21 protein-coding genes are annotated in these 23,609 nt (G+C 70.1%); 5 read left to right on the top strand and 16 right to left on the bottom strand.

Features of this window, described 5'->3' with window-relative positions; translation table 11 throughout:
- Positions 1-4 precede the first annotated feature (4 nt).
- Complete coding sequence (locus ACIRPK_RS14030) at positions 5-1,834, bottom strand: NHL domain-containing thioredoxin family protein (protein ID WP_403037578.1); 1,830 nt, start codon at positions 1,832-1,834, stop codon at positions 5-7.
- Positions 1,835-1,909: 75 nt separating this feature from the next.
- Here ACIRPK_RS14030 and ACIRPK_RS14025 point away from each other — a divergent pair, with 75 nt between their 5' ends.
- On the top strand, positions 1,910-2,392 hold the full coding sequence (locus ACIRPK_RS14025; protein ID WP_403037576.1) for an LURP-one-related/scramblase family protein: 483 nt from the start codon (positions 1,910-1,912) through the stop codon (positions 2,390-2,392).
- Between the two features lie 166 nt (positions 2,393-2,558).
- Here ACIRPK_RS14025 and ACIRPK_RS14020 read toward each other — a convergent pair whose 3' ends face one another.
- A complete protein-coding gene (locus ACIRPK_RS14020) occupies positions 2,559-2,723 on the bottom strand; it encodes a hypothetical protein (protein ID WP_403037573.1) in 165 nt (54 codons plus the stop codon).
- Between the two features lie 242 nt (positions 2,724-2,965).
- Between ACIRPK_RS14020 and ACIRPK_RS14015 the strand changes: the two genes are divergently transcribed.
- Positions 2,966-3,388: a DUF350 domain-containing protein gene (locus tag ACIRPK_RS14015; RefSeq protein WP_403037570.1), complete on the top strand. Its 423-nt coding sequence runs from the start codon at positions 2,966-2,968 to the stop codon at positions 3,386-3,388.
- Between the two features lie 75 nt (positions 3,389-3,463).
- Here ACIRPK_RS14015 and ACIRPK_RS14010 read toward each other — a convergent pair whose 3' ends face one another.
- Both ACIRPK_RS14010 and ACIRPK_RS14005 read right to left on the bottom strand, forming a co-directional pair.
- Entirely contained in the window at positions 3,464-4,759 is a 1,296-nt protein-coding gene (locus ACIRPK_RS14010; protein WP_403037567.1) for a M18 family aminopeptidase, read from the bottom strand.
- Between the two features lie 245 nt (positions 4,760-5,004).
- Positions 5,005-6,834: an acyl-CoA dehydrogenase gene (locus ACIRPK_RS14005; RefSeq protein WP_403037565.1), complete on the bottom strand. Its 1,830-nt coding sequence runs from the start codon at positions 6,832-6,834 to the stop codon at positions 5,005-5,007.
- 158 nt (positions 6,835-6,992) lie between these two features.
- Between ACIRPK_RS14005 and ACIRPK_RS14000 the strand changes: the two genes are divergently transcribed.
- The 3 genes from ACIRPK_RS14000 (at position 6,993) to ACIRPK_RS13990 (ending at position 9,569) form a co-directional block, all read left to right on the top strand.
- Entirely contained in the window at positions 6,993-7,514 is a 522-nt protein-coding gene (locus ACIRPK_RS14000) for an SseB family protein (protein WP_057234384.1), read from the top strand.
- Between the two features lie 124 nt (positions 7,515-7,638).
- A complete protein-coding gene (locus tag ACIRPK_RS13995; protein ID WP_403037562.1) occupies positions 7,639-8,598 on the top strand; it encodes a pirin family protein in 960 nt (319 codons plus the stop codon).
- Positions 8,599-8,726: 128 nt separating this feature from the next.
- Positions 8,727-9,569, top strand: a complete 843-nt coding sequence (locus ACIRPK_RS13990) for a PE-PGRS family protein (RefSeq protein ID WP_403037559.1) — start codon at positions 8,727-8,729, stop codon at positions 9,567-9,569.
- Here ACIRPK_RS13990 and ACIRPK_RS13985 read toward each other — a convergent pair.
- From ACIRPK_RS13985 to ACIRPK_RS13930, 12 genes are all read right to left on the bottom strand, one after another.
- Positions 9,499-11,016 (bottom strand): PE-PGRS family protein, encoded by a 1,518-nt coding sequence (locus ACIRPK_RS13985; protein ID WP_403037556.1) that lies wholly within the window; start codon positions 11,014-11,016, stop codon positions 9,499-9,501. The two genes, ACIRPK_RS13990 and ACIRPK_RS13985, sit on opposite strands and share 71 nt — an antisense overlap.
- Positions 11,017-11,472: 456 nt before the next feature.
- Positions 11,473-12,240: a hypothetical protein gene (locus tag ACIRPK_RS13980; protein WP_403037554.1), complete on the bottom strand. Its 768-nt coding sequence runs from the start codon at positions 12,238-12,240 to the stop codon at positions 11,473-11,475.
- A 322-nt stretch (positions 12,241-12,562) separates the two neighbouring features.
- Complete coding sequence (locus ACIRPK_RS13975; protein ID WP_403037552.1) at positions 12,563-13,306, bottom strand: HNH endonuclease; 744 nt, start codon at positions 13,304-13,306, stop codon at positions 12,563-12,565.
- 32 nt (positions 13,307-13,338) lie between these two features.
- Positions 13,339-14,718, bottom strand: a complete 1,380-nt coding sequence (locus ACIRPK_RS13970) for an AAA family ATPase (protein WP_403037550.1) — start codon at positions 14,716-14,718, stop codon at positions 13,339-13,341.
- A 46-nt stretch (positions 14,719-14,764) separates the two neighbouring features.
- On the bottom strand, positions 14,765-16,084 hold the full coding sequence (locus tag ACIRPK_RS13965; protein WP_403037547.1) for a glycerate kinase: 1,320 nt from the start codon (positions 16,082-16,084) through the stop codon (positions 14,765-14,767).
- Positions 16,081-16,908 (bottom strand): sugar phosphate isomerase/epimerase family protein, encoded by an 828-nt coding sequence (locus ACIRPK_RS13960; RefSeq protein WP_403037546.1) that lies wholly within the window; start codon positions 16,906-16,908, stop codon positions 16,081-16,083. The genes ACIRPK_RS13965 and ACIRPK_RS13960 overlap by 4 nt, the downstream gene beginning before the upstream one ends.
- Positions 16,905-18,032: a dihydrodipicolinate synthase family protein gene (locus ACIRPK_RS13955; protein ID WP_403037544.1), complete on the bottom strand. Its 1,128-nt coding sequence runs from the start codon at positions 18,030-18,032 to the stop codon at positions 16,905-16,907. Before ACIRPK_RS13955 ends, ACIRPK_RS13960 begins: the two co-directional genes overlap by 4 nt.
- A 3-nt stretch (positions 18,033-18,035) precedes the next feature.
- Positions 18,036-19,187 (bottom strand): Gfo/Idh/MocA family protein, encoded by a 1,152-nt coding sequence (locus ACIRPK_RS13950; protein WP_403037541.1) that lies wholly within the window; start codon positions 19,185-19,187, stop codon positions 18,036-18,038.
- Between the two features lie 88 nt (positions 19,188-19,275).
- Positions 19,276-20,256 carry a hydroxyacid dehydrogenase gene (locus tag ACIRPK_RS13945; protein WP_403037846.1) on the bottom strand — a complete coding sequence of 327 codons (981 nt, stop codon included), beginning with the start codon at positions 20,254-20,256 and terminating at the stop codon, positions 19,276-19,278.
- Positions 20,257-20,378: 122 nt separating this feature from the next.
- Positions 20,379-21,269, bottom strand: a complete 891-nt coding sequence (locus ACIRPK_RS13940; protein WP_403037538.1) for a carbohydrate ABC transporter permease — start codon at positions 21,267-21,269, stop codon at positions 20,379-20,381.
- On the bottom strand, positions 21,266-22,204 hold the full coding sequence (locus ACIRPK_RS13935; protein WP_403037535.1) for a carbohydrate ABC transporter permease: 939 nt from the start codon (positions 22,202-22,204) through the stop codon (positions 21,266-21,268). Before ACIRPK_RS13935 ends, ACIRPK_RS13940 begins: the two co-directional genes overlap by 4 nt.
- Positions 22,201-23,544 carry an ABC transporter substrate-binding protein gene (locus ACIRPK_RS13930; protein WP_403037532.1) on the bottom strand — a complete coding sequence of 448 codons (1,344 nt, stop codon included), beginning with the start codon at positions 23,542-23,544 and terminating at the stop codon, positions 22,201-22,203. The genes ACIRPK_RS13935 and ACIRPK_RS13930 overlap by 4 nt, the downstream gene beginning before the upstream one ends.
- Between the last annotated feature and the right edge of the window lie 65 nt (positions 23,545-23,609).

Below are 23,609 nucleotides of genomic sequence, written 5' to 3'. Positions count from 1 at the left end.
GGAACTACTCCAGACCCGCGAGCACCAGCGGCAGCCGGCCGACGCCGGACTCGGTGATCCGGATCGGGACGCCCCAGTCCTGCTGGTGGACGTGGCAGGCCGGGTACTCGATCTCCGGGTCGTCGTCGCAGGAGGCGGCCATCGCGGAGACGTGCAGGACGCCCTCGGTGAGCTCGCCCGAGAGGACCAGCTCACGGGAGAGGTCGGAGTCGGCCCCCGCACCGGAGAGCAGCAGCTCGGGCGGGGTGGAGCTGACCAGCAGCCGGGTGGACGGGCCGTAGCGCTCGTCCAGCTTCTGGCCGCTCGGGGCCTGGAAGACCACCTCGAGGCGGAGCGCGCCCGGCGCCACCTCGGTCGCCGCCCGCTGGGTGCGGTGCGCGACCGCCGCCACCCGGACCGCCTCCTCGGGGAGCCGGAGCCTGGTCAGCCGGTGCCGGGCGGACTCCACCACCACGATGTCGCCGTCCACCAGCACCGCCCCGGAGGGCTCGCGCAGGTCGGTGGCCAGCGTGCTGACCTCGCCGGTGGCGGGGTCGAAGCGGCGCAGCGCGTGGTTGTAGGTGTCGGCGATCGCCACCGAGCCGTCGGGCAGCACGGTCACCCCGAGCGGGTGCTGGAGCAGCGCCTGCTCGGCGGCGCCGTCCCGGTGGCCGAAGTCGAACAGGCCGGTGCCGACCGCGGTGTGCACGGACCATGTTTCACGTGCCCCGCCTGACTTCTGGAGCCAGCGCACCGCCGAGGTCTCCGAGTCGGCCACCCAGAGCCGCTCGCCGTCCGCCGAGACCGCCAGCCCGGACGGCTGGGCGAACCACGCCTCCGCCGGCGGGCCGTCCACCAAGCCCTCGTTGGTGGTGCCGGCCGCCACCGCGACCGTCTCCGTCGCCGGGTCGTACGCCCAGAGCTGGTGCACCCCGGCCATCGCGATCCAGACCCGGCCGTCGAAGAACGCCACGTCCCACGGCGAGGAGAGGTCGACCCCGGTGGCCGGCCCCTCGGTCGGGGAGCCCTGCCACCACTGCTTGCCGGTGCCGGCCAGCGTGCTGACCGAGCCGTCCGAGAGCCGGACCGCGCGCAGCGCGTGGTTCACCGTGTCGGCCACCACCACGTCGTAACCGAGCCCCTCGGGGGCCAGCGCCAGCCCCTGCGGCTCGCTGAACCGGGGCGCCGTGCCGTCCACGAAGCCGCGCTCGCCGTCGCCGATCCGCCGCACCACCGTCTCGCCGTCCTCGGCCAGCTCGACCAGCGAGTGGTGCCCCGAGTCCGCGACCAGGTAGTGCCCGTCCGGCAGCTGGACCGCCTTGCCCGGGAACTTCAGGTCCCCCGCGACCGCCTCAGGCGCCACGTACGGGCCGTCGCCGCGGCGCAGCGTCCCCTTGGCCGCGTGCTCCGCCTCCAGCTCCTCGACCAGCTTCGCGATCGCGTGCGCGTGCCCCTCCCCGGCGTGCTGGGCGACCACGTACCCCTCCGGGTCGACCACCACCAACGTCGGCCAGGCCCGGACGGCGTACTGCTTCCAGGTCACCAGCTCCGGATCGTCCAGCACCGGGTGGTGCACCTCGTACCGGGCCACCGCGTCCACCACGGCCTGGTGGTCGGCCTCGTGCACGAACTTGGGCGAGTGCACGCCGACGATCACCACCGTGTCGCGGTGCTTCTCCTCCAGCTCCCGGAGTTCGTCCAGGACGTGGAGACAGTTGATGCAGCAGAAGGTCCAGAAGTCGAGGACCAGGATCTTGCCGCGGAAGTCAGCCAGCGACAGATCCTTGCCGCCGGTGTTCAGCCAGCCGCCCTTCCCCACCAGTTCGGGGGCGCGGACACGTGCACGAGTAGCCATGTTCCCATCCAACCGCATGACCCTCCGGCAGTATTTCTCCGCAGGGGGATCCGACACGACGTCAGGCGGTGCGGGATGAAGTACGTGGTCAGGGAGCGGCTGTTCACGGTCGGGGACGACTACTGGATCGAGGACGAGGACGGTGCCAAGGCGTTCCTGGTGGACGCCAAGGTGCTGCGGCTGCGGGACACCTTCGAGCTGAAGGACCCGCAGGGACGGCTGGTCGCGGTGATCAAGGAGAAGGCGCTGACCGTCCGGGACGCCATGAAGATCGAGAACAGTGGCGGGGACGTGATCGCCACCGTCCGGAAGAAGCTGTTCACCCCGTTCCGGGACAAGTTCCACGTGGAGCTGGCCGACGGCGGCGAGCTGGAGATCCACGGGAACCTGATCGACAAGGAGTACCGGATCGAGGCGCACGGGGACACCGTCGCCGAGATCTCCCGCAAGTGGTTCCGGTTCCGGGACACCTACGGGGTCCGGGTGGCCGACGCCGCGGACGCCGGACTGCTGCTCGCCGTCGCGGTCTGCGTCGACCACCTGGTGGAGGAGGACTGACTCACCGTCAGCGGATCAGGTGGGGCCGGAAGCGCGCGCCCTGGTGGGTGATCGGGCTGTCGGGGTGCGTGGCTCGGCGGCGCCGAGGAGGGAGTCCACGCGGAGCATCGGCGACCGACCAGAAGCCGGCGAGCCACGCACCCGGTGCCGCCCGGGCGAGCGGCCCCTACCCCCCGCCGGAGCCGGAGGAGCCGCTCGGGGAGCCGAAGCCACCGCGCTTGGTGTCGCCCTTGGCGAAGGCGCCGCCGGTGGCGATGCCGGAACCGGAGCCGCAGTGGTACCAGCGGCCGGCCGCCGCCGTGCCGTCGGAGCAGGAGTGGTTGTCCGGCACCTTGAGGCTGCCGGGGCCGACACAGCGGCGCGGGGTGCTGCCGCCGGAGGAGCGGCCGGTCAGAGCGAGCGCCAGGATGCCGACCTGCCCAGGGAGACGAAACCCGAGCGTCTGCGCCCGGGGACCGGAGTGGAGGCCATGGCCGACGGTGCTCCTGGGGAGGTCCGGAAACCGGTCCCATGGGATATCTTTTGGCCGGTCCCGGGCCGGGACACCGACTCGTTCCTCCCTGGGGGCTCACCGTGCACGACATCGTCAACGGGCTTGGCGCGGCAGCGGTTTACGGCGCGGTCGGGGTGGTCCTGCTGCTGCTCGGGGTCGGCCTGGTCGACCTGCTGACGCCCGGCAAGCTCGGCCACCAGATCTGGGTGGAGCGCAACCGCAACGCCGCCGTGGTGCTCAGCTCCGCGCTGCTCGGGATCGGCGGGATCGTCTTCACCGCGATCATGTACACCTACGACGACTTCGGGAAGGGCCTGGCCGCGACGGCCACCTTCGGCCTGCTCGGCCTGGTGCTGATGGCGGTGGCCTTCTGGCTGCTGGACGTGGTCACCCCGGGCAAGCTGGGCGCCATCCTGGTCGACCCGGAGCCGCACCCGGCGGTCTGGGTGACCGCCAGCTGCAACCTCGCGGTGGCCGCGATCATCGCCGCCTCGATCGCCTGACCGCGTCCGAGCGCGTCCGAGCGCGCGTCACGAAGGGGGCACCCACCACCCGGTGGGTGCCCCCTTCGGCGTCGGTCAGCCCTCCAGGAACGCCTTGAGCGCCGCCGCCAGCAGGTACGGGTCGTCCGCCCCGCAGAGCTCCCGGGCCGAGTGCATGGAGAGCGCCGCGATGCCGCAGTCGACGGTGGTGATGCCGAGCCGGGCCGCGGTGATCGGGCCGATGGTGGTGCCGCAGGGCATCGAGTTGTTGGAGACGAAGGTCTGCCACGGCACGCCGGCCTTCTCGCAGGCGGCGGCGAACACCGCCCGGCCGACCGCGTCGGTGGCGTAGCGGTTGTTGACGTTGACCTTGAGGATCGGCCCGCCGTTCGGCATCGGGTGGTGCCCGGGCTCGTGCCGCTCGCTGTAGTTGGGGTGCACGGCGTGCCCCATGTCGGAGGAGAGGCAGATCGTCCCGGCCAGCGCGCGGGCGCGGTCCTCCAGGGAGCCGCCCCGGGCGTGCACGCTGCGGTCCAGCACGTTGCCGAGCAGCGGGCCCTGGGCGCCGGTGTCGGACTCGCTGCCGTTCTCCTCGTGGTCGAAGGCGGCCAGCACCGGGATGTACGGCAGGTCGCCACCGGCCACGGCGGCCAGCGCGGCGGTGCCGGCGTGCACCGAGAGCAGGTTGTCCAGCCGGGGCCCGGCCAGCAGCTCGCGGTCGCGGCCCAGGTACGACGGCGGCTGCACGTCGTGCGTCATCAAGTCCCAGCCCACCACGGCGTCCGCGGCCACGCCGGCGCGCTCGGCCACGTACTCGATCAGGGAGCCCTCGTTGACCGCGCCGATCCCCCAGATCGGCGTCAGGTGACGCTGCTTGTCCAGCTTGAGGCCCTCGTTCACCTGCCGGTCCAGGTGGATCGCCAGCTGCGGCACCCGCAGCAGCGGCTCGTCGAGCTGAACCAGCGTCACGCTGCCGTCGCGCAGCGCCAGTCGGCCGGACAGGCCGAGGTCGCGGTCCAGCCAGGTGTTCAGCGGCACGCCGCCGTAGATCTCGACCGCGACCTGCCGCCAGCCGGACGTACCGGTGTCCGGCACCGGCTTGACCCGCAGGTTGGGCGAGTCGGTGTGGGTGCCGACCACCCGGAACGGTGTCTCGGGGCCCGCGCCCTCGGGGACGTACCAGGCGATCAGCGCCCCGCCACGGATGACGTACCGGCCGCCGGCGGCCGCGTCCCAGGCCTCGGTCTCGGCCACTCGACGGAAGCCGACCTTCTCCAGCCGCTCGGCCGCACTGGCCACCGCGTGGAACGGTGACGGCGAGGTGCCGAGGAAACTGATCAGGTCATCGGTGTGCGTTCGGTCGAAGGAGGCCGGGCGGGCGGCGGTCGACATGCTGCTCCTGAGTTGAGGGAGGGCGGAAGCCGGATGGGGGACCGGTCTTCGCACCCGAGCATATGCCCGTACACGGACATGACGTTGTGAACTCAACAACGGTGACACAACGGTGAAGCGCCGGTGTCAGGGGTGCGGCTGCCGGAGCCGCGGCACCGGGAACCGGTCATGCACCACGGGGCCCGGTCCTGGTGGACCGGGCCCCGTGGTGCTGAGGGTGTGTCAGGCGGTATGGGGGGCGGGCCTCAGAAGGCCTCCTCCGCGAGCTCCATGATCTCGTTGTCGACACCCTCGGCGATCAGCCGCTGCGGGGTGACGGTCGGCAGCACGTTGCGGGCGAAGAAGCGGGCCCCGGCGACCTTGCCCTGGTAGAACGCGACGTCCTTGCCGGTGGCACCCGCCTCCAGCTTGGCCAGCGCCACGGCGGCCTGGCGGAGCAGCAGCCAGCCGACCACCACGTCGCCGGAGACCATCAGCAGGCGGGTGGTGTTGAGGCCCACCTTGTACATGTTCTTGACGTCCTGCTCGACCGAGGAGAGGTCGGCCAGCAGCTTGCCGACGATCGCCTCCAGGTCACCGGCGGCCTTGCCGAGCAGTTCGCGCTCGGTGGCCAGGGCGTCGCCGCCCTCACCGGTGGCGAGGAACTTCTTGATCTGCTCGGAGACCACGGTGAGCGCCTGGCCGCCGTCCTTGACGATCTTCCGGAAGAAGAAGTCCAGGCCCTGGATCGCGGTGGTGCCCTCGTACAGGGTGTCGATCTTGGCGTCCCGGATGTACTGCTCGATCGGGTACTCCTGCAGGAAGCCCGAGCCACCGAAGGTCTGGAGCGACTGGGCCAGCTGCTCGTAGGACTTCTCCGAGCCGTAGCCCTTGACGATCGGCAGCAGCAGGTCGTTCAGGCGCTCGGCGGCGTCGTCGTGCTCGCCGCGCAGGCGGGCGGCCACCAGGTCGTCCTGGACCGAGGCGGTGTAGAGCACCAGGGCGCGCATGCCCTCGGCGTACGCCTTCTGGGTCATCAGCGAGCGGCGGACGTCCGGGTGGTGGGTGATGGTGACGCGCGGGGCGGCCTTGTCCAGGAAGTTGGAGATGTCGGCGCCCTGCACCCGCTCCTTGGCGTACTCCAGCGCGTTCAGGTAGCCGGTGGAGAGGGTGGCGATGGCCTTCGTGCCGACCATCATCCGGGCGAACTCGATGATCTTGAACATCTGGCGGATGCCGTCGACGCTCTCGCCGACCAGCCAGCCCTTGGCGGGGTGCTTGGCGCCGAAGGTCATCTCGCAGGTGTTGGACGCCTTGAGGCCCATCTTGTGCTCGACGTTGGTCGCGTAGGCACCGTTGCGCTCGCCGAGCTCGCCGGTCTCCCAGTCAAAGTCGAACTTCGGCACGATGTACAGGCCGAGGCCCTTGGTGCCCGGCTTGCCGCCCTCGGGGCGGGCCAGCACCAGGTGGATGATGTTCTCGGACATGTCGTGCTCGCCCGAGGTGATAAAGCGCTTCACACCCTCGATGTGCCAGGAGCCGTCCTCCTGCTTGATCGCCTTGGTGCGGCCGGCGCCGACGTCCGAACCGGCGTCCGGCTCGGTCAGCACCATGGTGGCGCCCCACTGGCGCTCGACCATGTGCCGGGCGACCTTCTGCTGCTCCTCGGTGCCCTCGTCGTAGACGACGCCGGCGAACGCCGGACCGGAGGAGTACATCCAGATCGCCGGGTTGGAGCCGAGGATCTGCTCCGCGTAGGCCCAGATCAGCGAGGACGGGGTGACCTGGCCGCCGATCCCCTCCGGGATGCCCAGCCGCCACCACTCGGCGTCCATGTACGCCTGGTAGCTCTTCTTGAAGGTCGCCGGGATCGGCGCCGTGTTGGTCTCCGGGTCGAAGACCGGCGGGTTGCGGTCGGCGTCGACGAACGAGGCGGCGAGGTCGTTCTCGGCGAGACGCGAGATCTCGGCGAGGATGTTCTTCGCGGTCTCGACGTCCATGTCGGCGAACGGACCGGTGCCGTACACCTGGTCACGGCCGAACACCTCGAAGAGGTTGAACTCCACGTCACGCAGGTTGGACTTGTAGTGACCCATGACCGTTTCTCCGGTTCGTCGCTTCCGGGGTCCGCCGCCTTCGAGCGCCCCACTTACCCACCAGTAGGCACCATGATGCTACCCGTAAGTAACTTGTTCAAGCCCCTCGACGTGAAAGGGCTATGAACACGGTCACGTCCCCCGATAGCCTTGCCCTTGTGTACGGCTACGAGCAGACCGGGTATCAGGGCGACCCCTACCAGCAGCAGGCGCAGCAGCAGCACGCCCAGCAGCAGGGGATGAACGGCATGCCGGGCCCCGGCCAGTACGGCGAGCAGCCACCGCAGGCCGCCCCCCAGCAGTCTCTCTACCCCGAACCCTCACCGCCATCCCTCGCGGACGCGGTCCGGGCCTTCACCACCGGGTCGATGCCGGTCGAGGACTTCCAGGCGATCTTCATCACCTCGAAGGTGCACTGCCCGCGCGGCGACCGCCCGGGCTTCCTGGCCCTGCACAACACCCCGACGCCGGTGATCCCGATGTTCAGCTCGCTCAAGGAGCTGCGCCGGTACGCGGGCAAGGACTCCAAGCACTTCAGCGTCACCGGCGCCGAGGTGCTCGACCTGCTGCCGACCGGGTACGGCTTCGCGCTGGACATGGAGGGCGAGCACCGGATGGTGTTCGACGCCAAGGCCGTGGAGCAGATGGTCGACTTCACCATGCGCCGGATGTACGGCTGAGTTCCGCCCGACTCAAGCCCGGCCGGCCCACCGTGATGTGGTTCAACTTTCAACTTGCTTCTTGTTGAGAGTTGAACTACCTTTGCGGATGTAGGCCACAGACCCCAGAAGGAGGCCGACCGACATGCCCGCCGTGACCGTCGAGAACCCGTTGACCCTTCCGCGCGTCGCCACCCCCGACCCCACGACCAACGTGTCGCGGCCGGTCCTGACGGTGGTCACCGCTCCCGAGGGCTTCGAGGGCGAGGGTTTCCCGGTCCGCCGGGCCTTCGCGAAGATCAACACCAAGTACCTCGACCCGTTCATCATGATGGACCAGATGGGCGAGGTGGACTATGCGGCTGGTGAGCCGAAGGGGACCCCTTGGCATCCGCACCGCGGCTTCGAGACGGTCACGTACATCATCGACGGCACCTTCATCCACCAGGACTCGCACGGCGGCGGCGGCGTCATCACCGACGGCGACACCCAGTGGATGACGGCCGGCTCCGGCCTGCTGCACATCGAGACCCCGCCGGAGTCGCTGGTGATGTCCGGCGGTCTCTTCCACGGGCTGCAGCTCTGGGTGAACCTGCCCGCCGCGGACAAGATGATCGCGCCGAAGTACCAGGACATCCGGGGTACGAGCGTGAAGCTGCTCGCCTCCGAGGACGGCGGCGCGCTCGTCCGGCTCATCGCCGGTGACATCGCTGGCCACAAGGGCCCCGGCGCCACCCACACGCCCATCACGATGATCCACATGTCCGTGAACCCCGGTGCCCAGGTCACGCTGCCCTGGCGGTCCGACTTCAACGCCCTGGCGTACGGCCTCGCCGGCACTGGCTCCGCAGGTGCCGAACGGCGCCCGTTCCACATGGGGCAGTCCGTCGTCTTCGGTGAAGGCGACTCCCTCACCATCAGGGCCGACGCCGCGCAGGACTCCCGAAGCGCCAACTTCGAGGTCGTCCTCCTCGGCGGTCTGCCGATCAGGGAGCCGGTCGCCCACTACGGCCCGTTCGTGATGAACAGCCACCGCGAACTCCAGCAGGCCATGGAGGACTTCCAGGCAGGCCGCCTCGGAACCATCCCCGCGGGCGCGATCTGATTGCACGACAGGTGAGCGGCGGGTCGGTGCCCGATTCCGCCGCTTCCTGATGCGGCCCGCTCCTCCGATCACCGCGAACCATAGGGAAGTGGTAGCGAGGGGCCGCTGTGACCTGGCTCAATAGCAGGATGGAGATCGGCGAGAACTGGGCCTACCGAGCCCAGCCCAAGATGCTAGGCGGCGCGGTCCGCCGAGTGGAGATCGTCCGGGTGGGCGGCCCGCGCCGTTCCACACAGGTGCACGTCCGGTTCCTCGAAGGTGAGGACGCCGGGCTGCAGGACTGGGTCGCTCCGGCATCACTGGTCGCGTTGTGGGACGACGTCGCGCTCTTCCAAGGTGACGACGCTGCTGAACTGGCGTTGACCGAAGCGTCCCGGCAAGTGCGGAAGACCGCAGAGTTCGAGACAGCCCGGATGGTTCTCGGCTTCGTCCGCCCCAAGAACCAGATTCGGCTGCGCACGACGGCGGCCGATGCCGGCGTTCTGGAGCTCACTGCTCTCGATGCCACCGCTGACCGGCTCGGGCTCGATGCTGCTGAGCTGCGTGCCGACCCGATGCTTCATGAGACCCGGAGCGGCCTGTTGCTGGCAGGCTGGCCGGTCACCGAGCGGATCGCACGGCGGGCTGCGGAGGTCCTGGCTGAGGAGATCCTCCCGGAGGTCGAGCGCCGGCAGGAGGCCCTCGACCAGGAGCGTGCGCAGCCCTCATGGCAGTCGTGGAACCGCCGGGACGACCGGAAGCTACAGGCTGAGGACGAGATGCTCCGGACGGTCCGCGAGTGGTGTGGTCAGGAGCGGGTGGAGCGGTTCGACGAGTTGCTCGCGCTGCGGGCCGAGGTCGAGCGGCTCGGCAGCATCGTCGAGCGGTCCTTGAAGGCCCTGCGCGACCGAGGGCACGGTGTCATCGCCTCCACCATTGAGCGCGACCTTGGGGTCCGTGTCTCCAGCCTTGGTCCCGAGGTGCGGCGCTGACCTCGCGCCACGGATCGGCCTGCTGCCGCGACGGGGCGGGCTCGGCGGGTGGCGCCTCTTTCTCCGGCCGGTGCGGGCTCCACCCGTTGAGAAAGGGCCGGAGCGCGTCGCCCGTGGGCTCGGTGTCGAAAACCTCGACGCCGAGCCCGATTCCGGGAGCCGTCGGGTCGATCCGATCCGCCTCCGCTCTGCCCCAGGCGGACCACTCGCGAAACCGCTGTGCCTCTGCCACATCGTCAGCTCGGCTCGCGGCTTCGTCCAGCGCCGTGCAGAACTCCCTGATCTCCCGCGCTCCCTGCCAGCGCTCCAGGGCTGAACCGAACCGTTCGAGGCGTGCGGCTTCTACGGCCTTGCTGCCGGCCGCCGCCACTGCGGCCTGCCAGTCCCGCTGCTGGCGCTCCTTCTGCTCGGTCGCCAGCCGTTGCCGCTCGGCCTCCGCCTTCTCGCGTTCTTCCCGCTGTCGGCGTTGCTCGGCTTCGCGCTCCAGCTGGAGGCGCTCCTGTTCCTCGGCGCGGGTCTTCAGCGCCCGGAAGAGCGAGCTGATCTGCTCCTCCAGCGGCCGCTTCGGAGTGTCGGCGCAGTCCTTCTTCCAGCCACCGCTGTACCCGTAGCCGTAGGGGTGCGGTTCGATCACCTGAAGGTCGAGTTCGCCGGACGGCTCGGACCGGTGGGCGGGAGTCACCCGCTGCCACTCGTACGTCTTGCGCCGGCCCTTGGCCTGCGGCACGAACTGGACCTGCTTCTGCCGCTCCTTGAAGCTCAGCTCCCACGTCCTGCCGTGGACGGAGAGCATCGGCCGCGGCTGCTTCCGCTTCTTGGTCACCGTCACGTCACCATGCCGCACCGCCGCCTCCTGAGCGATGAGCCGGACGATCGACAGCACCCGGGGCAGCACGTCCTCGGAGACCTCGAAGGCACTGTGATCGGCTTCCAGCGCCGCGATCACAGCGTCCACGTCCGTGATGACCCGGCTGCGCTGGAGGCGGATCCGGTTCCACTCGGTGTCGTCCAGCCCGTTGTCGCGAAGCAGGCCGAGGAAGAAGTCGCCCTTCTCCCGGCCGCTGTACTTCAGCTGGTATCCGTCAGGCACGCAGGTGCGAGCCGCATCGAAGGACCGGCGTAGCCTTGCCCGCTCCTCCGGCGCCGGATCAGGGATCGTCAAGAAGCGGCCCGCCTGCTGGACTTGCTCGATCAGCGCCGGTCCGCTCACGGCCCTGGATTCCTTCGGCGACTTCGGCGGCCGCCGCTCTGCAGGCGCCCGAACGGCGGCCTGCTCACGCGGCAGGACTGTCTGCTTAGGTTCGCTCTGCGATGCCGTGTCGGCGGAAGTCCGGGCCGTGCTCTTGGACTTCGGGGCAGGGCGGTCCGGATGATGCCCGTGCTCCAGGTAGAAACGGCCTACCTCGGTGATCTCCGCTCGCCACTTCACCCCCTCGGCCTTCGGCATGCTGATGAGCCTGCGCTCCTTCAAAGCACGGGCGGTAAGGGCGAGTTCGGACTCATCCGAGGTGACCGGGTTCCCACCCCCGCCGATGCGAGCCAGAAGTGAGAGCTGACGCTCATTCAGAGGTGACCAGCGATGCATGCTGCCGTCGTACCTCACCAACGCGAGCTGAGACAAGCGCGTCAGGCCAAGTCATCAACAGCACATGAGCTTGGGAATCTTTGGCCCTCCGAGCCGCAAACGGCCTCTGACCTGCGGCGCTACCGCGCCGGATGGGCCCTTTGGCCGCCCGGTCTGACCGACGATACCCTTCGCTCACCACCCTTTCTGGCACGGATCTGGCACACCGCCGACCGGTAGCGTCATGAGTCCTTCCTGGGGCCACCCGGGACTGTCAGCCGGCCAGGTGATCTTGGCTTCTCTTCAATAGCCGCTCAACCGCGCAACTGGCGAAGTTCCCTACGAGTCCCTTTGGGACCTAAGCCAAGCCTCGGCATCGGCGATGAACTCGCCCATTGCACCGAGCGATGACGGGTTCATCGTGTACTGAGCCGACAAATTGACCTCGTACAGCTTGTACGCAGGCCTCGCATCACGCGTCGCCGCAGCGACAGCTGCCAGCACGTCGATTGCATCGTCGCGAGAGTGGGCCTCGACCGACTCGATGAGAGTGGGCCAGAGGTTGTCTCCGATGTAGTCGACGAGCTCCCTCAGATGCACGCCAGCCGAGTGAGCACGGCTCCGGATAGCGTCCTGCTCGGCACTCCAGTGGTCATCGGCCCACTGGTCGTCCTGCTCGGCTGGGTCCGACCAGTCGGCCATCTCGGTCTGGAACTGCCGGTCGAGGTCCTCCTGAGTCAACCGCGGGTGCTCGAAGGCGCGCATTTCGGCCGCCTTGAACAGCTCGATCGGCACCGTGAGGTCGGGGGTAGGCGTGGCCTCCAGGAGCGCGGTCAGCAGCAACACCGCGTCGATCTTGGGAAGGATCTCTGCGATGTCCACCAGCGCCTCAAGGGCTCCGACTGCCTGTTCGACAGCCGAGTAGTCATGCTCGGCGATCTGGTTATCAAGGTCGAAATGGAGCTCGAGGATCGCGCTGCCGATGCCGCGGAGTTCGTCCAAACGTGCGTCGATCTCGGTCTCAACACGTTCGACGGTCTGTCGGAGTTCGCGAGCCTCGGCGGCCTGCTCCTCAAGCGCGGCTACTGCTTTGGCAATCTCACTCACACTGTTCCCCTGTCCCATGAGGATCCGAGCCAACTTCATAGCCTAACAACCCTATTACCAACCGCGCACCTCCCGTCCGTGTTGAGTTTCGGGTGCAGCAGTGCGTCGGCCACACAGCTGCCGGCTGCCTTGGCGCCCCGCCGACGTTCAGATCCCACAGCGTTGGTGCTCCCAGTGATGCTGTCCCAGTGCGGTCATCGTGTTCCCAGTGCGCGGAGTCCAGTAACACCGTCAGCTGGTCCTTGTCGGCCGCTGGCTCAAGAGGACTGTGCCACAAGCGGTCGATGACCCTTCTGTCGGGTGGCATCCAACTGATCACGGATCAGGATCCCGCTGACAGTGTGACTGTATGCCCCGCACGCATCGAGGGAATCACCCTCTGACAATTGGGGATAGCAACCCAAGCGGCCAGGGCCTCGGGGAAGTACCGGTCTTCCAGGACTGAGGCCAGAGGTGTTCCGGCTACGCCTTCAAGCGTGCGGAGCACATCGGGGAAACCTGACTGACGCAATCGTACGGCCGTGCGCGTAGCTGCCTCGACCTTCCCGAGCCGTACCTGGTCATGCCACCGGACGATTTCGGAGATGAATACCCCGCAGGCATCCGCTCGGCCTTGCCGCAGCATGGGGCGGTTCAGCCCGAAGACCTCGATGCTGCGCCGCCCCTTGGACGTGCGCCATTTCAGCTCCCCCGACTTCAGCAGCAACTTCAGATGGTCCGCTGGGTCGTCCACCGTCGGGTCGATGAGCAGACAGGCGCCGGTTGCGGGATCGCAGGGGAATAGGTCGCGCTTCACATTACTGTTGCAGTAAGAACAAGCGAGCACGTGGTTATCCCAGCAGAAGGTGCGTAGCGGGGTGCGAGCCTTCGGCTCGAAGTGGTCGATATCGGTGCCCTGGTTGTCCAGGCAGTACATGCAGCGGACGCGACCCGGTGCCATCTGTTCAAGCAGACCCTTGATATGAATTCGGGCAGCCTTCGCGGCCTTCCATTGTTCATGGGCGGCCTGGCTGGTGGCTCCCGCCTCCCGAATCTTCTCCGTGCGGAAGTCGCACAGTTTAGTCATCGTGTGCGTGGCAGGCAGTCGATGTACGGGGATCACTCGCCACCCGCCAGGTGCGCCGCCATCTCGTAGACCCGTGCTGTGCGGGAACTCGTCAACTCGGCCGCCAACTTCTTGTACTCCGCGACTTCGTTGTCGTCCGCCTCGCCGTCGAACACCTTCTCTTCCAGGCGTACGAGGAGCCTTCGCAGCTTGTCCGCACGCTCGGAGTACGGGGTCTCCAGGCCGAAGAGCTCGGATAGGACGGCGTCCTCACCACTGCCGTACACGATCCGCTGGTACAGATCTGGCGCGACTACCTCCGGCGCTCGCTGCTCTTCCGGCCCCGGCAACCGGATCAGCCCGCCCGGGTCCGCGGCCTGGCAGATGTACGGACTGTGGCTGGTGACGATGAACTGGATCCTCGGGAAGTGGCTCTTCAGCCAGTCACCGATACGTCGCTGCCAGGTGACGTGCAGATGCGCGTCCACCTCGTCGATGATGACCACACCCGGCATTCGTACGACTGGCCGGCCAGCGTCGTCCGTTCCAGCGTTGAGGGTTCCATACGCGGTTTGGAGTTGTCGGACCAGATCGAGGACCAACGCCACGACGGTTCGGAAGCCGTCGCTCATCTCCCGCAGCGGATAAGCACGATCCGGGGTGTCGGTCGGGGCCACCCAAAGTCCCTCAGACGAGACCCGCAGCGCCCGGTAGCCGTCGGGCAGTAGGCCGTCGGAGAGCAATTCCTTGACGAAATCCAGCAGTTCAGTGGCTTCCTCGCGGCCCTCCAAGCTGCGCAGTCGCAACTCCTTGAGCCAGCTGACGCCCTCGGCTAGCGAGGCGTCCTCGTGGAAGAGCGAGGCCATCCGCCCGGCAGGCCCCGGCGCGAGCATTAGGCGTTGGGCTTCTCCGCTGCCGCCCACGAGACGCCGGAACGGGCCGTACGCGGCGCAGAACCAGCCTTGCGGATGGTCACGCCAGGGGCCGCGGGCAGACGAAGGAGAACCGTAATTGACACCGTCATACGGGGACAGTGAAGGCTGTACGGGGTTGCCGAATGGGTTGCCGAACGTGGCGTCACCGATGTCCGGCAGCGTCCAGTCCAGGCCGAGCACCATGCGACCGTCCGGTCCTCGACCTCGGCCGGTGAGTTGGTCGACCGTGTAGTCGGGTGAGACGGTTGCCTGGCACCAGGCAGCCGTCTCACCGGTGGTGATCCAGCCGCCGAAATCCTGGCCGAGGGCGCGTGCCACCTGTGGGCCCGCGAGTGCGAGGGCCAGGGCGCGTAGGAGCGTGGACTTTCCGGAGCCGTTCCGGCCTGCGATCACAGTCCAACTGCCGCCATCCTCGGGCTGGGGCAGCACGAGCGCGTCCACCGCACGGGCCCCATGGAAGCTCCGGACGTTGGAGAGGCCGAACTCTGTGACGTACACCCCGCCCCCTGGTCGATCATCTGGTCCCCGTACGGGGATGGCGGGATCAGCCTCTCACGGGGCACCGACCATGGGGAGGGGGCGGTGGATTGACCAAGCGGGTGCCTTGGCGATGAAGACGAGCGGAGCGCGGGGTGGCCCGGCCGAGGTCGGGCAGCTCTACGTTGCTACCTCCGGGGGGGGGGGGGGGGGGGGGGGGGGGGGGGGGGGGGGGGGGGCGGGGGGGGGCCCCGCCGCGCCCCCCCCCCCCCCCCCCCCCCCCCCCCCCCCCCCCCCCCCCCCCCCCCCCGCCCCCCCCCGCCTCGCGGGCCAGCAGCGCCCCTGCCTCGTGCAGCCAGCGCGGCGCATCCTGACGCGCCGTCACGGAGCTGCCGGCGAGCCCGGTCAGCGTCACCGCCACGTCCTCGTCGGACTCCCCCGCGACGATGCGGGCACTCACCCCGGCCCGCGCCGCCCGGCCCACCACCTCGCCGACCACCTTGCCGAGCAGACTGGTGGCGTCGTACCGGCCCTCGCCGGTGATCACCAGGTCCGCGTCCGCAAGAGCCTCGTCCAGGCGGAGCAGTTCGGCGACCGCTGCCGCCCCCGGCGTGACGACGGCACCCCAGGCGGCCGTCAACCCGTACGCGGTGCCCCCGGCGGCGCCGGCGCCCGGCTGGTCCGGGTCACCCCCGAGCAGTTCGACCAGGCGGGTGAGCCCCCGCTCGAGCTGCTCGACGTCGGCCGGGCCGGCGCCCTTCTGCGGTCCGTACACGGCGGCGGCACCGTCGGGGCCGAGCAGCGGATTGCCGACGTCGGTGAGCAGGTCGACGCCGTCGCGGGGGGCGGCCCGGAACCGGCCCCGGTCGATCCGGTGGGCCCGGGAGAGTGCGCCGCCGCCGTCCGGGAGCGGTGCACCGTCGGCGTCGAGCACCGACAGGCCCAGGCCGGCCAGCAGGCCGGTTCCGCCGTCGGTGGAGGCCGAGCCGCCGAGGGCGACCACCAGGCGCCGGGCACCCTGGTCGAGTGCGGCGGCGACCAGCTCACCGGTGCCCCGGGTGGTGGCGGTGAGCGGGGCGGGATCCGCCGCCAGCGGCAGGCCGCTGACGGTGGCGAGCTCGACCACGGCGGTGCCGTCCGGGAGGAGCGCGTACGCGCCGTCGACGGGCCGGCCGTCGGGGCCGGTGCAGCCCTCCACCCGGATCAGGACGGTTCCCGGGTGGGCGGCCGCGACGGCGGCGAGGGTGCCCTCGCCGCCGTCGGCCATCGGACGGAGCACCAGCCGGTCGTCCGGTCTGACGGAGCGCCAGCCGTCGGCCAGCGCCCGGGCAGCGTCCCCGGCCGTGACGGTGCCCTTGAAGGAGTCGGGGGCGATGACCACCCTCACGGGGCGATCACATGGGCGAGATGACGCTCGATCACGGTCCTCAGGGTCTGCTCGCCGGGCGTCCGCCAGACGTCCTCGTTGAAGATCTCGACCTCGACCCAGCCGGTGTAGCCGGCGGCGGTGACCTGGTCGGTCATGGCGCGGAAGTCGATGTGGCCGTCGCCGACGTGGCCCCGCCCGAGCAGGGCGTCGGCGGGCAGCGGCAGCATCCAGTCGCAGACCTGGTACGAGGCGATCCGGCCGCCCGCGCCGGCCCGGGCGATCTGCGCGGCCAACTGCGGGTCCCACCAGACGTGGTAGCTGTCGACCACCACGCCGACCTGGTCGGCGGGGAACTGCTCGGCGAGGTCGAGGGCCTGGCCCAGCGTGGACACCACGGCCCGGTCGGCGCAGAACATCGGGTGCAGCGGCTCGATGGCCATCCGGACACCGAAGTCACCCGCGTGCGAGGCGAGTTCGGCCACCAGGTCGGCCACCCGGGACCGCGCCCCCGCCAGGTCGCGATCACCGTCGGGCAGACCGCCGACCACCATCACCAGCGTGTCGGTGCCGAGTTCGGCGGCCTCCTCCAGGGCGCGGAGGTTCTCGGCCAGCGCGGCCCGGCGGCCCGCCGGGTCGGTAGGGGTGAGGAACCCGCCCCGGCACAGGCTGCTCACCGCTAGCCCCGCGTCGCGCACCAGTGTCGCGGCCGTGGCGACCCCGACCTCGGCGACCTTGTCGCGCCACAGCCCGATCGCCGGGATCCCCGCTTCCGCGCAGCCCCGGACGGCCTCCGGCAGGCTCCAGCCCTTGGTGGTGATCTGGTTCAGCGACAGGCCCTTCACGACTCCACCCCCGCGACGGCGCGGAAGCGGCCCATCCGCTGGGCGGCGAGAACCGGGTCCGGCAGGATGCCGGCCGCCTCCGCCAGGCGGGACAGCTCGATCAGGTGCGGGACGGAGCGGCCGCTCTGGGCGCCGGCCACCATCGTGAAGTGCCCCTGGTGCCCGGCGAGCCAGGCCAGGAAGACAATGCCCGTCTTGTAGTGGTACGTCGGTGCGGCGAACAGGTGCCGGGCCAGCGGCAGCGTCGGTGCCAGCAACCTGTCGTAGCCGTCGAGGTCCCCGGCGTCGAGGGCGCGCAGGGCGGCGGCCGCGACCGGGGCGATCGGGTCGAAGATCCCCAACAGGGCGTGACTGTGACCGAGTTCGTCACCGCGGATCAGCTGCGGATAGTTGAAGTCGTCACCGGTGTAGAGGCGGACGCCCTCGGGCAGGGCCCGGCGCAGGGCGATCTCGTGGTCGGCGGCCAGCAGGGAGACCTTGATGCCGTCGATCCGGTCGGCGTGCTCGCGGATCAGGTCCAGCACGGTGCCGGTGGCCCGGTCGAGGTCGGCCGAGCCCCAGTACCCCGCCAGTGCCGGGTCGAACATCTCGCCGAGCCAGTGCAGGATGACGGGCTCGCGCGACTGGGAGAGCAGCCGGCCGTAGACGTGCAGGTAGTCCTCGGGCCCGTCGGCGGCGGCGGCGAGCGCACGGCTGGCCATCAGGATCGGCTGGGCGCCGGCTTCCTCCACGACGGCGAGCTGCTCCTCGTACGCGGCCAGGATCTGCGCCAACGACGCGTCGGGCGAAGTCAGTTGGTCGGTGCCGACGCCACAGGCCAGCCGGCCGCCCACCGTGCGCGCCTCGGCCCCGGAGCGGGTGATCAGCTCCTTGGTGGCGGCCCAGTCCAGGCCCATGCCGCGCTGCGCGGTGTCCATCGCGTCGGCCACGCCGAGGCCGAGCGACCACAGGTGGTGGCGGAAGGCGAGCGTGGCGTCCCAGTCGACGGCCGCGGGTGCTCCCGGGGCGTTCTCACCCCGGGGGTCGGCCACCACGTGGGCGGCGGCGAAGGCGATCCGGCTCAGCGGGGCCCCGCCGGGCTGCGGCGGCAGGCCGTCGTCGGCCGTGAGGATGCTGGTGACCATGGGTCAGATCTCCAGCTCGGGCACGTCGAGGCGGCGGCCCTCGCGGGCGGAGCGCAGCCCCAGTTCGGCGAGCTGGACGCCCTTGGCGCCCTCCAGCAGGTCCCAGCGGTACTCCGACCCGGTCGCCACGTGCCGCAGGAACAGCTCCCACTGGATCTTGAAGCCGTTGTCGAACTCGGCGTTGTCGGGCACCTGCTGCCACTGGTCGCGGAACGACTCGGTGACCGGCAGGTCCGGGTTCCAGACCGGCTTGGGGGTCGAAGCCCGGTGCTGGAAACGGCAATTGCGCAGGCCCGCCACCGCGCTGCCCTCGGTGCCGTCGACCTGGAACTCGACCAGCTCGTCCCGGTCCACGCGCACCGCCCAGGAGGAGTTGATCTGCGCGGTGATGCCGCCGTCGAGCTCGAAGATGCCGTACGCGGCGTCGTCGGCGGTGGCGGCGTAGGGCCGGCCCTGCTCGTCGACCCGCTGCGGGATGTGGGTGGCCGTGTGGGCGTAGACCGAGCGGATCGGGGCGACGATGCCCTCCAGCACGTACTGCCAGTGCGGGAACATGTCCAGGATCATCCCGCCGCCGTCCTCGGCGCGGTAGTTCCAGGACGGGCGCTGGGCGCTCTGCCAGTCGCCCTCGAACACCCAGTAGCCGAACTCGCCGCGCACCGACAGGATCCGGCCGAAGAAGCCGCCGTCCACCAGTCGCTTGAGCTTGAGCAGCCCGGGCAGGAACAGCTTGTCCTGCACCGCGCCGTTGCACACCCCGGCCGCCCGCGCCAGCCGCGCCAGCTCCAGTGCCGCAGCCAGCGATTCGGCGGTCGGCTTCTCGGTGTAGATGTGCTTGCCGGCCGCGATGGCCCGACGGATCGCCGGCTCGCGGGCCGGGGTCACCTGGGCGTCGAAGTAGACCTCGGCGAGCGGGTGGGCGAGCGCCTCGTCGAGGGAGGTGGTCCAGTGCGCCAGCCCGTGCCGGTCGGCGAGCTCCTTGAGCTTGGACTCGCTGCGGCCGACCAGGATCGGCTCGGGCCACAGAACCTCGCCGTTCGCCAGGGCGAGGCCGCCCTGTTCGCGGATGGCGAGGATCGAACGGACCAGGTGCTGGCGGTAGCCCATCCGGCCGGTGACACCGTTCATGACGATGCCGATCACTGTGCGGGGCATGGGACTGGTACTCCTCTTGTCGTGGTGGGTGGGCACCTGCCCGGGCGGCGGGCGTCCCGTCCGGGCTGTCACCAGGGGTGACAGCCCGTCAGGCGCTGCGGTGGATGTCCTGCGGCAGGACCGGGTGGGCGAAGGGCAGCCCGGCGGCGTAGCGGGCGAGTTCGTCCGCGGCGGCGCCCGCCATCCGGTGCAGTTCGCTGCCCAGGGAGCCGGCCGCGTGCGGGGTGAGCAGCACGTTGGGCAGGTCGTAGAGCGGGGAGTCGGCCGGCAGCACGTCGGGGGTGGTGACGTCGAGCACGGCGTTGAGGCGGTCGGCCGCCAGCTCCTCGATCAGGGCGTCCTGGTCGATCAGGGAGCCCCGCGAGGTGTTGATCAGGGTGGCGCCGTCCTTCATCAGGGCGAGCCGACGACGGTCGATCAGGTGCCGGGTGGCGGGGAGTTCGGGTGCGTGGACGCTGACCACGTCGCTCTGCTCGCAGAGTTCGTCGAGGCCGACGGGCCGGGTGCCGAGGACGGCTGCCTGGCCGGCGTCCAGGTAGGGGTCGTGCAGCAGCAGGTCCAGGTCGTACGGCCGCAGCAGTTCGATGACGCGGCGGCCGATCCGGGAGGCGCCCACGATGCCGACGGTGCGGCGGTAGTTGCCGATGGTGGGGTGGCTGTGGATCCAGTCGCCGGGGGCGCGGTGCTGGCGGTACTCGGCGGCCAGCCGGAGGATCTGCTTGTTGGCGAACAGGACGGCCGCGACGGTGTACTCGGCGACCGGGAGGGCGTTGGCCCAGGCGGCCGAGGTGACCTGGAGGCCACGCTCCCAGCAGGCGTCGGTGACGTGGTGCTTGACCGAGCCCGCGGCGTGGATGACGGCCCGCAGCTGCGGAGCTGCGGCGAGGACTCCTTCGTCGATCGGCGGGCAGCCCCAGCTCGACAGGATCACCTCGGTGTCGGCGAGCGCGGCGACGGCCTCGGGGGTGCTGAAGTCGTCGACGACCACGGCCGGATCGAAGCTGGCCAGGCCGGTGAGCCGGCCCAGGGTGAGGGGGTCGAGGAGTTGGGGGGCGAGCGTCGGGTGCATGGCGAGCAGGGCCCGGGGCCGCCGGCCGACCGCTTGCTCCGGGCTGGCGGAGCCGGTGGACACGGTCTGCTGGTGGGGCACTCGGGTCTCCAGTCGTGCTTCGGGATGGGCCGGTGGCGTGGTCATTTGACGCTGCCGGCGGTCAGTCCGGCCTTCCAGTGCCGTTGCAAGGCGACGAAGGCGACGACCAGCGGGAGGACGGCGAGCAGCGAGCCGGTGACGACCAGCGGGTAGTACTCGGGGAAGGCGTGCGTCTCGGTGTTCCACGTGTAGAGGCCGAGGCTGACCGGGAAGAGGTCGTTGTCGGAGAGCATCACCAACGGCAGGAAGAAGTTGTTCCAGATCGCGGTGAACTGGAACAGGAACACCGTCACGAAGCCGGGCATCACCATCTTCAGACCGATCGACCAGAAGATGCGCAGCTCGCCGGCCCCGTCCATCCGGGCGGCCTCCAGCACCTCGCCCGGGATGTAGCCGCCGCAGAAGACGCGGGAGAGGTACACGCCGAAGGGGAAGACCAGGGAGGGCAGGAAGACCGCCCAGAAGGTGTTCACGATGCCGATCTTGGAGGCGATCAGGTACATCGGCAGGGCGGTGGCGGTGGTGGGGACGAGGACGCCCACCAGCACCAGGCCGAAGAGCTTCTCCTTGCCGCGGAAGGCGTAGACCTCGAAGGCGTAGCCGGCGCAGACGCAGACGAACGCGCAGAGCAGGGCCCCGAGTCCGGCGTACAGCAGGGAGTTGAGGTACCAGCGGAAGTAGATGCCGTCGTCGGCGCTGACCAGGTGCTGGAGGTTCTCGCCGAGGTGCCAGCGGGCGGGGGTGAGGGTGTTGCCGACCAGCAGGTCGCCGGTGTTCTTGGCGGCGGCGGTGAGCAGCCAGGCCAGCGGCAGCAGGGTGTAGAGGGTGGCCAGGAGCAGGGCGCCGTTGACCACGGTCTTGGAGAGGGTCCACGGGCGGCGGCCGGCCGGGCGCTGCGGCCCGGGCCGGGCGGGTCGGGAGCGGGAGATCATCGGGTGGCCTCCGTACGTCGGTCGGACCGGCTGCGGCTGATCCGGGTGACGATGAGGGAGAGGGCCGCGGCGGCGACGGCGAGCAGGACGGAGGACGCGGCGGCCAGTCCGTAGTCGCCGCGCTCGAAGGCGGCGGTGTAGGCGTACATGTTGGGGGTCCAGGCGCTGGTCACGCCCGGGGAGGTGCCGTGCAGGATCATCGGTTCGGTGAAGAGCTGGAGCGAGCCGATCACGGTGAAGAGTCCGACCATCGTGAGCGAGGCGCGGATCAGCGGGATCTTGACGCTGAACGCGGTGCGCAGCGGCCCCGCGCCGTCCACCACGGCGGCCTCCAGCACCTCGCGCGGGATGGCCTGCAGCGCGGCGTAGAAGATCACCATGTTGTAGCCGGTCCACTCCCAGGCCGCGATGTTGACCACGGCGGCGAGCGGGTGGCCGAGGATGTCGCCCTCGGCGCCCGCGGCGTTCAGCGCGTCGATCACCGGGCTGATGCCGGGGGTGTAGAGGTACATCCAGATCAGCGCGGCGATGATGCCGGGCACCGCGTGCGGCATGAACAGCGCCAGTTGGAAGAACCGGCGGGCCCGGGCCAGCGTGGAGTCGAGCAGCAGGGCGAGCAGCAGCGAGAAGCCGACCATCACCGGGATGTAGACCAGGCAGTACTGGGCGATGTTCGCGAAGCCGTCCAGGAAGGCGTGGTCGGTGAGCGCCCGGGTGTAGTTGCCGATCCCGGTGAAGACGTTCTCGCTCCCGCCGAACCCCAGGCCGGAACGGCGTTCGCTGAACAGGCTCAGGTAGATCGCGTAGCCGATCGGGATCAGCGTGCACCCGGTGAACAGCACGAAGAACGGCGCCAGCAGGAGCGCGGGGGCCCCGCTCCTCCCGCGCCGCCGCTCGGTGGCGGCGCGGGAGGGCGTGGTGGTGTGGCTGGTCACTGGGCGACCTTGAGTCCGCGGTTCTTCATCTCGGCGACGGTGGCCTGCTGGCCGGCGTCGACGCCGGCCTGGACGGTGCCGCCCTGGGTCAGCTTGCCGAACGCGTCCTTGATCGAGCCGTTGGTGGCGGCCATGGCGGGGCCCCACTGCCAGTTCGGCTTGATCGACTCGGCCGCGGCGCTGAAGACGGAGTAGATGTCCTGGCCGCCGTAGAAGTCGGTGCTGAAGGCGGCCTTGGCCACCGGCACCAGCGCGGGTGCGGCGGGGAACATCGAGGAGGTGCCGGAGGCGATCCGGGCCTGGATGCCCTCGGGCGTGGTGGTGGCCCAGGTGGCGAACTCGAGGGCGGCCTTGGCCTTCTTGCTCTCCTTGGAGACCGCGAAGGTGGTGCCGCCGAGCATGCCGCTGGCGGGCTTGCCGTCCCAGCTCGGGACCGGGGCGACCGCCCACTTGCCGGCGGCGTCGGGCACGGTGCCCTTGAGGACGCCGCCGCCCCAGGCCGCGCCGACGTAGGCGGCGGTCTCGCCCTTCTGCAGCGAGGCGGTCCACTGCTGGCTGAAGGACGGCTGGACGCGGACCAGGTCGTCCGAGATCAGCTTCTGCCAGTAGTCGGTGACGCGGTTGGTCTCGCCCCCGTTGAGCTCCACCCGCCAGGCGTCGCTGACACCGGTGAACCAGTGCGCCCCGTTCTGCCAGGCCAGTGCCTCGAGGGTGCTCGGGTCGTCGGGGAAGAAGGTGCCGATCCGGCTGTCGGGGACGGCCTTCTTCAGCTTCTCCGCGTCGGCGCGGTACTCGTCCCAGGTCTTCGGCGGGGCGGTGATGCCGGCCTTCTCGAACAGGTCCTTGCGGTAGAAGAAGGCCTGCGGGGCCGCGTCCAGCGGCAGCGCCCAGTTCTTGCCGCCGAGCGTGGTGAGCTCCACCGACTGCGGCAGGTACTTGCCCTTGAGGTCGCTGGACACCAGCTTGGAGATGTCCTGCACCGCGCCCTGGCTGACGAAGTCCGGCAACTGCCCGTACTCGGTGTTGAACAGGTCAGGGGCGTTGCCCGCCTTGACCGCGTTGGCGATCTTCGCGTAGCCGCCCGCGGCGCCGGAGGGGATCGCCTCGAAGGCGACCTGGACGTCCTTGTGCGAGGCGTTGAACGCGTTCACGACCTCCTGGGTCCCCTTGGCCCAACCCCAGAAGGTGATGGTCACAGGCTGCCCGTCACCGGCGGGGGCGGCACTGTCACCGCTGCTGCCGCAGCCCGCGACGAGCGCGACGGAGACGGCGGAGGCGGCGAGGGCGATGGCGGTGCGGCGGGTTCTGCGGCTGCGGGCGGGGGAAGGGCTGCTGGTCATGGCGCGGCTCCTGGGGAGGGGGCGGGGTGCCGGATCTGCCGGTCCTCGAATGACTGGCCGGCGAG

It is taken from the genome of Kitasatospora sp. NPDC101801 (genome assembly GCF_044766665.1).
Classification (GTDB): Bacteria; Actinomycetota; Actinomycetes; order Streptomycetales; family Streptomycetaceae; genus Kitasatospora.
Note: the sequence above shows the minus strand (reverse complement) of the source record. Positions and strands in the feature narration are given on the sequence as shown.

Coding starts and splice junctions, on each gene's coding strand:
- ACIRPK_RS14010 (WP_403037567.1), bottom strand. CDS start 4,759: ATGTCGACCGCCGCCCGCCCGGCCTCCTTCGACCGAACGCACACCGAT.
- ACIRPK_RS14025 (WP_403037576.1), top strand. CDS start 1,910: ATGAAGTACGTGGTCAGGGAGCGGCTGTTCACGGTCGGGGACGACTAC.
- ACIRPK_RS13940 (WP_403037538.1), bottom strand. CDS start 21,269: ATGATCTCCCGCTCCCGACCCGCCCGGCCCGGGCCGCAGCGCCCGGCC.
- ACIRPK_RS14005 (WP_403037565.1), bottom strand. CDS start 6,834: ATGGGTCACTACAAGTCCAACCTGCGTGACGTGGAGTTCAACCTCTTC.
- ACIRPK_RS14030 (WP_403037578.1), bottom strand. CDS start 1,834: ATGGCTACTCGTGCACGTGTCCGCGCCCCCGAACTGGTGGGGAAGGGC.
- ACIRPK_RS13955 (WP_403037544.1), bottom strand. CDS start 18,032: ATGGTCACCAGCATCCTCACGGCCGACGACGGCCTGCCGCCGCAGCCC.
- ACIRPK_RS13985 (WP_403037556.1), bottom strand. CDS start 11,016: ATGCCGAAGGCCGAGGGGGTGAAGTGGCGAGCGGAGATCACCGAGGTA.
- ACIRPK_RS13950 (WP_403037541.1), bottom strand. CDS start 19,187: ATGCCCCGCACAGTGATCGGCATCGTCATGAACGGTGTCACCGGCCGG.
- ACIRPK_RS13975 (WP_403037552.1), bottom strand. CDS start 13,306: ATGACTAAACTGTGCGACTTCCGCACGGAGAAGATTCGGGAGGCGGGA.
- ACIRPK_RS13990 (WP_403037559.1), top strand. CDS start 8,727: ATGGAGATCGGCGAGAACTGGGCCTACCGAGCCCAGCCCAAGATGCTA.
- ACIRPK_RS13930 (WP_403037532.1), bottom strand. CDS start 23,544: ATGACCAGCAGCCCTTCCCCCGCCCGCAGCCGCAGAACCCGCCGCACC.
- ACIRPK_RS13995 (WP_403037562.1), top strand. CDS start 7,639: ATGCCCGCCGTGACCGTCGAGAACCCGTTGACCCTTCCGCGCGTCGCC.
- ACIRPK_RS13945 (WP_403037846.1), bottom strand. CDS start 20,256: ATGCACCCGACGCTCGCCCCCCAACTCCTCGACCCCCTCACCCTGGGC.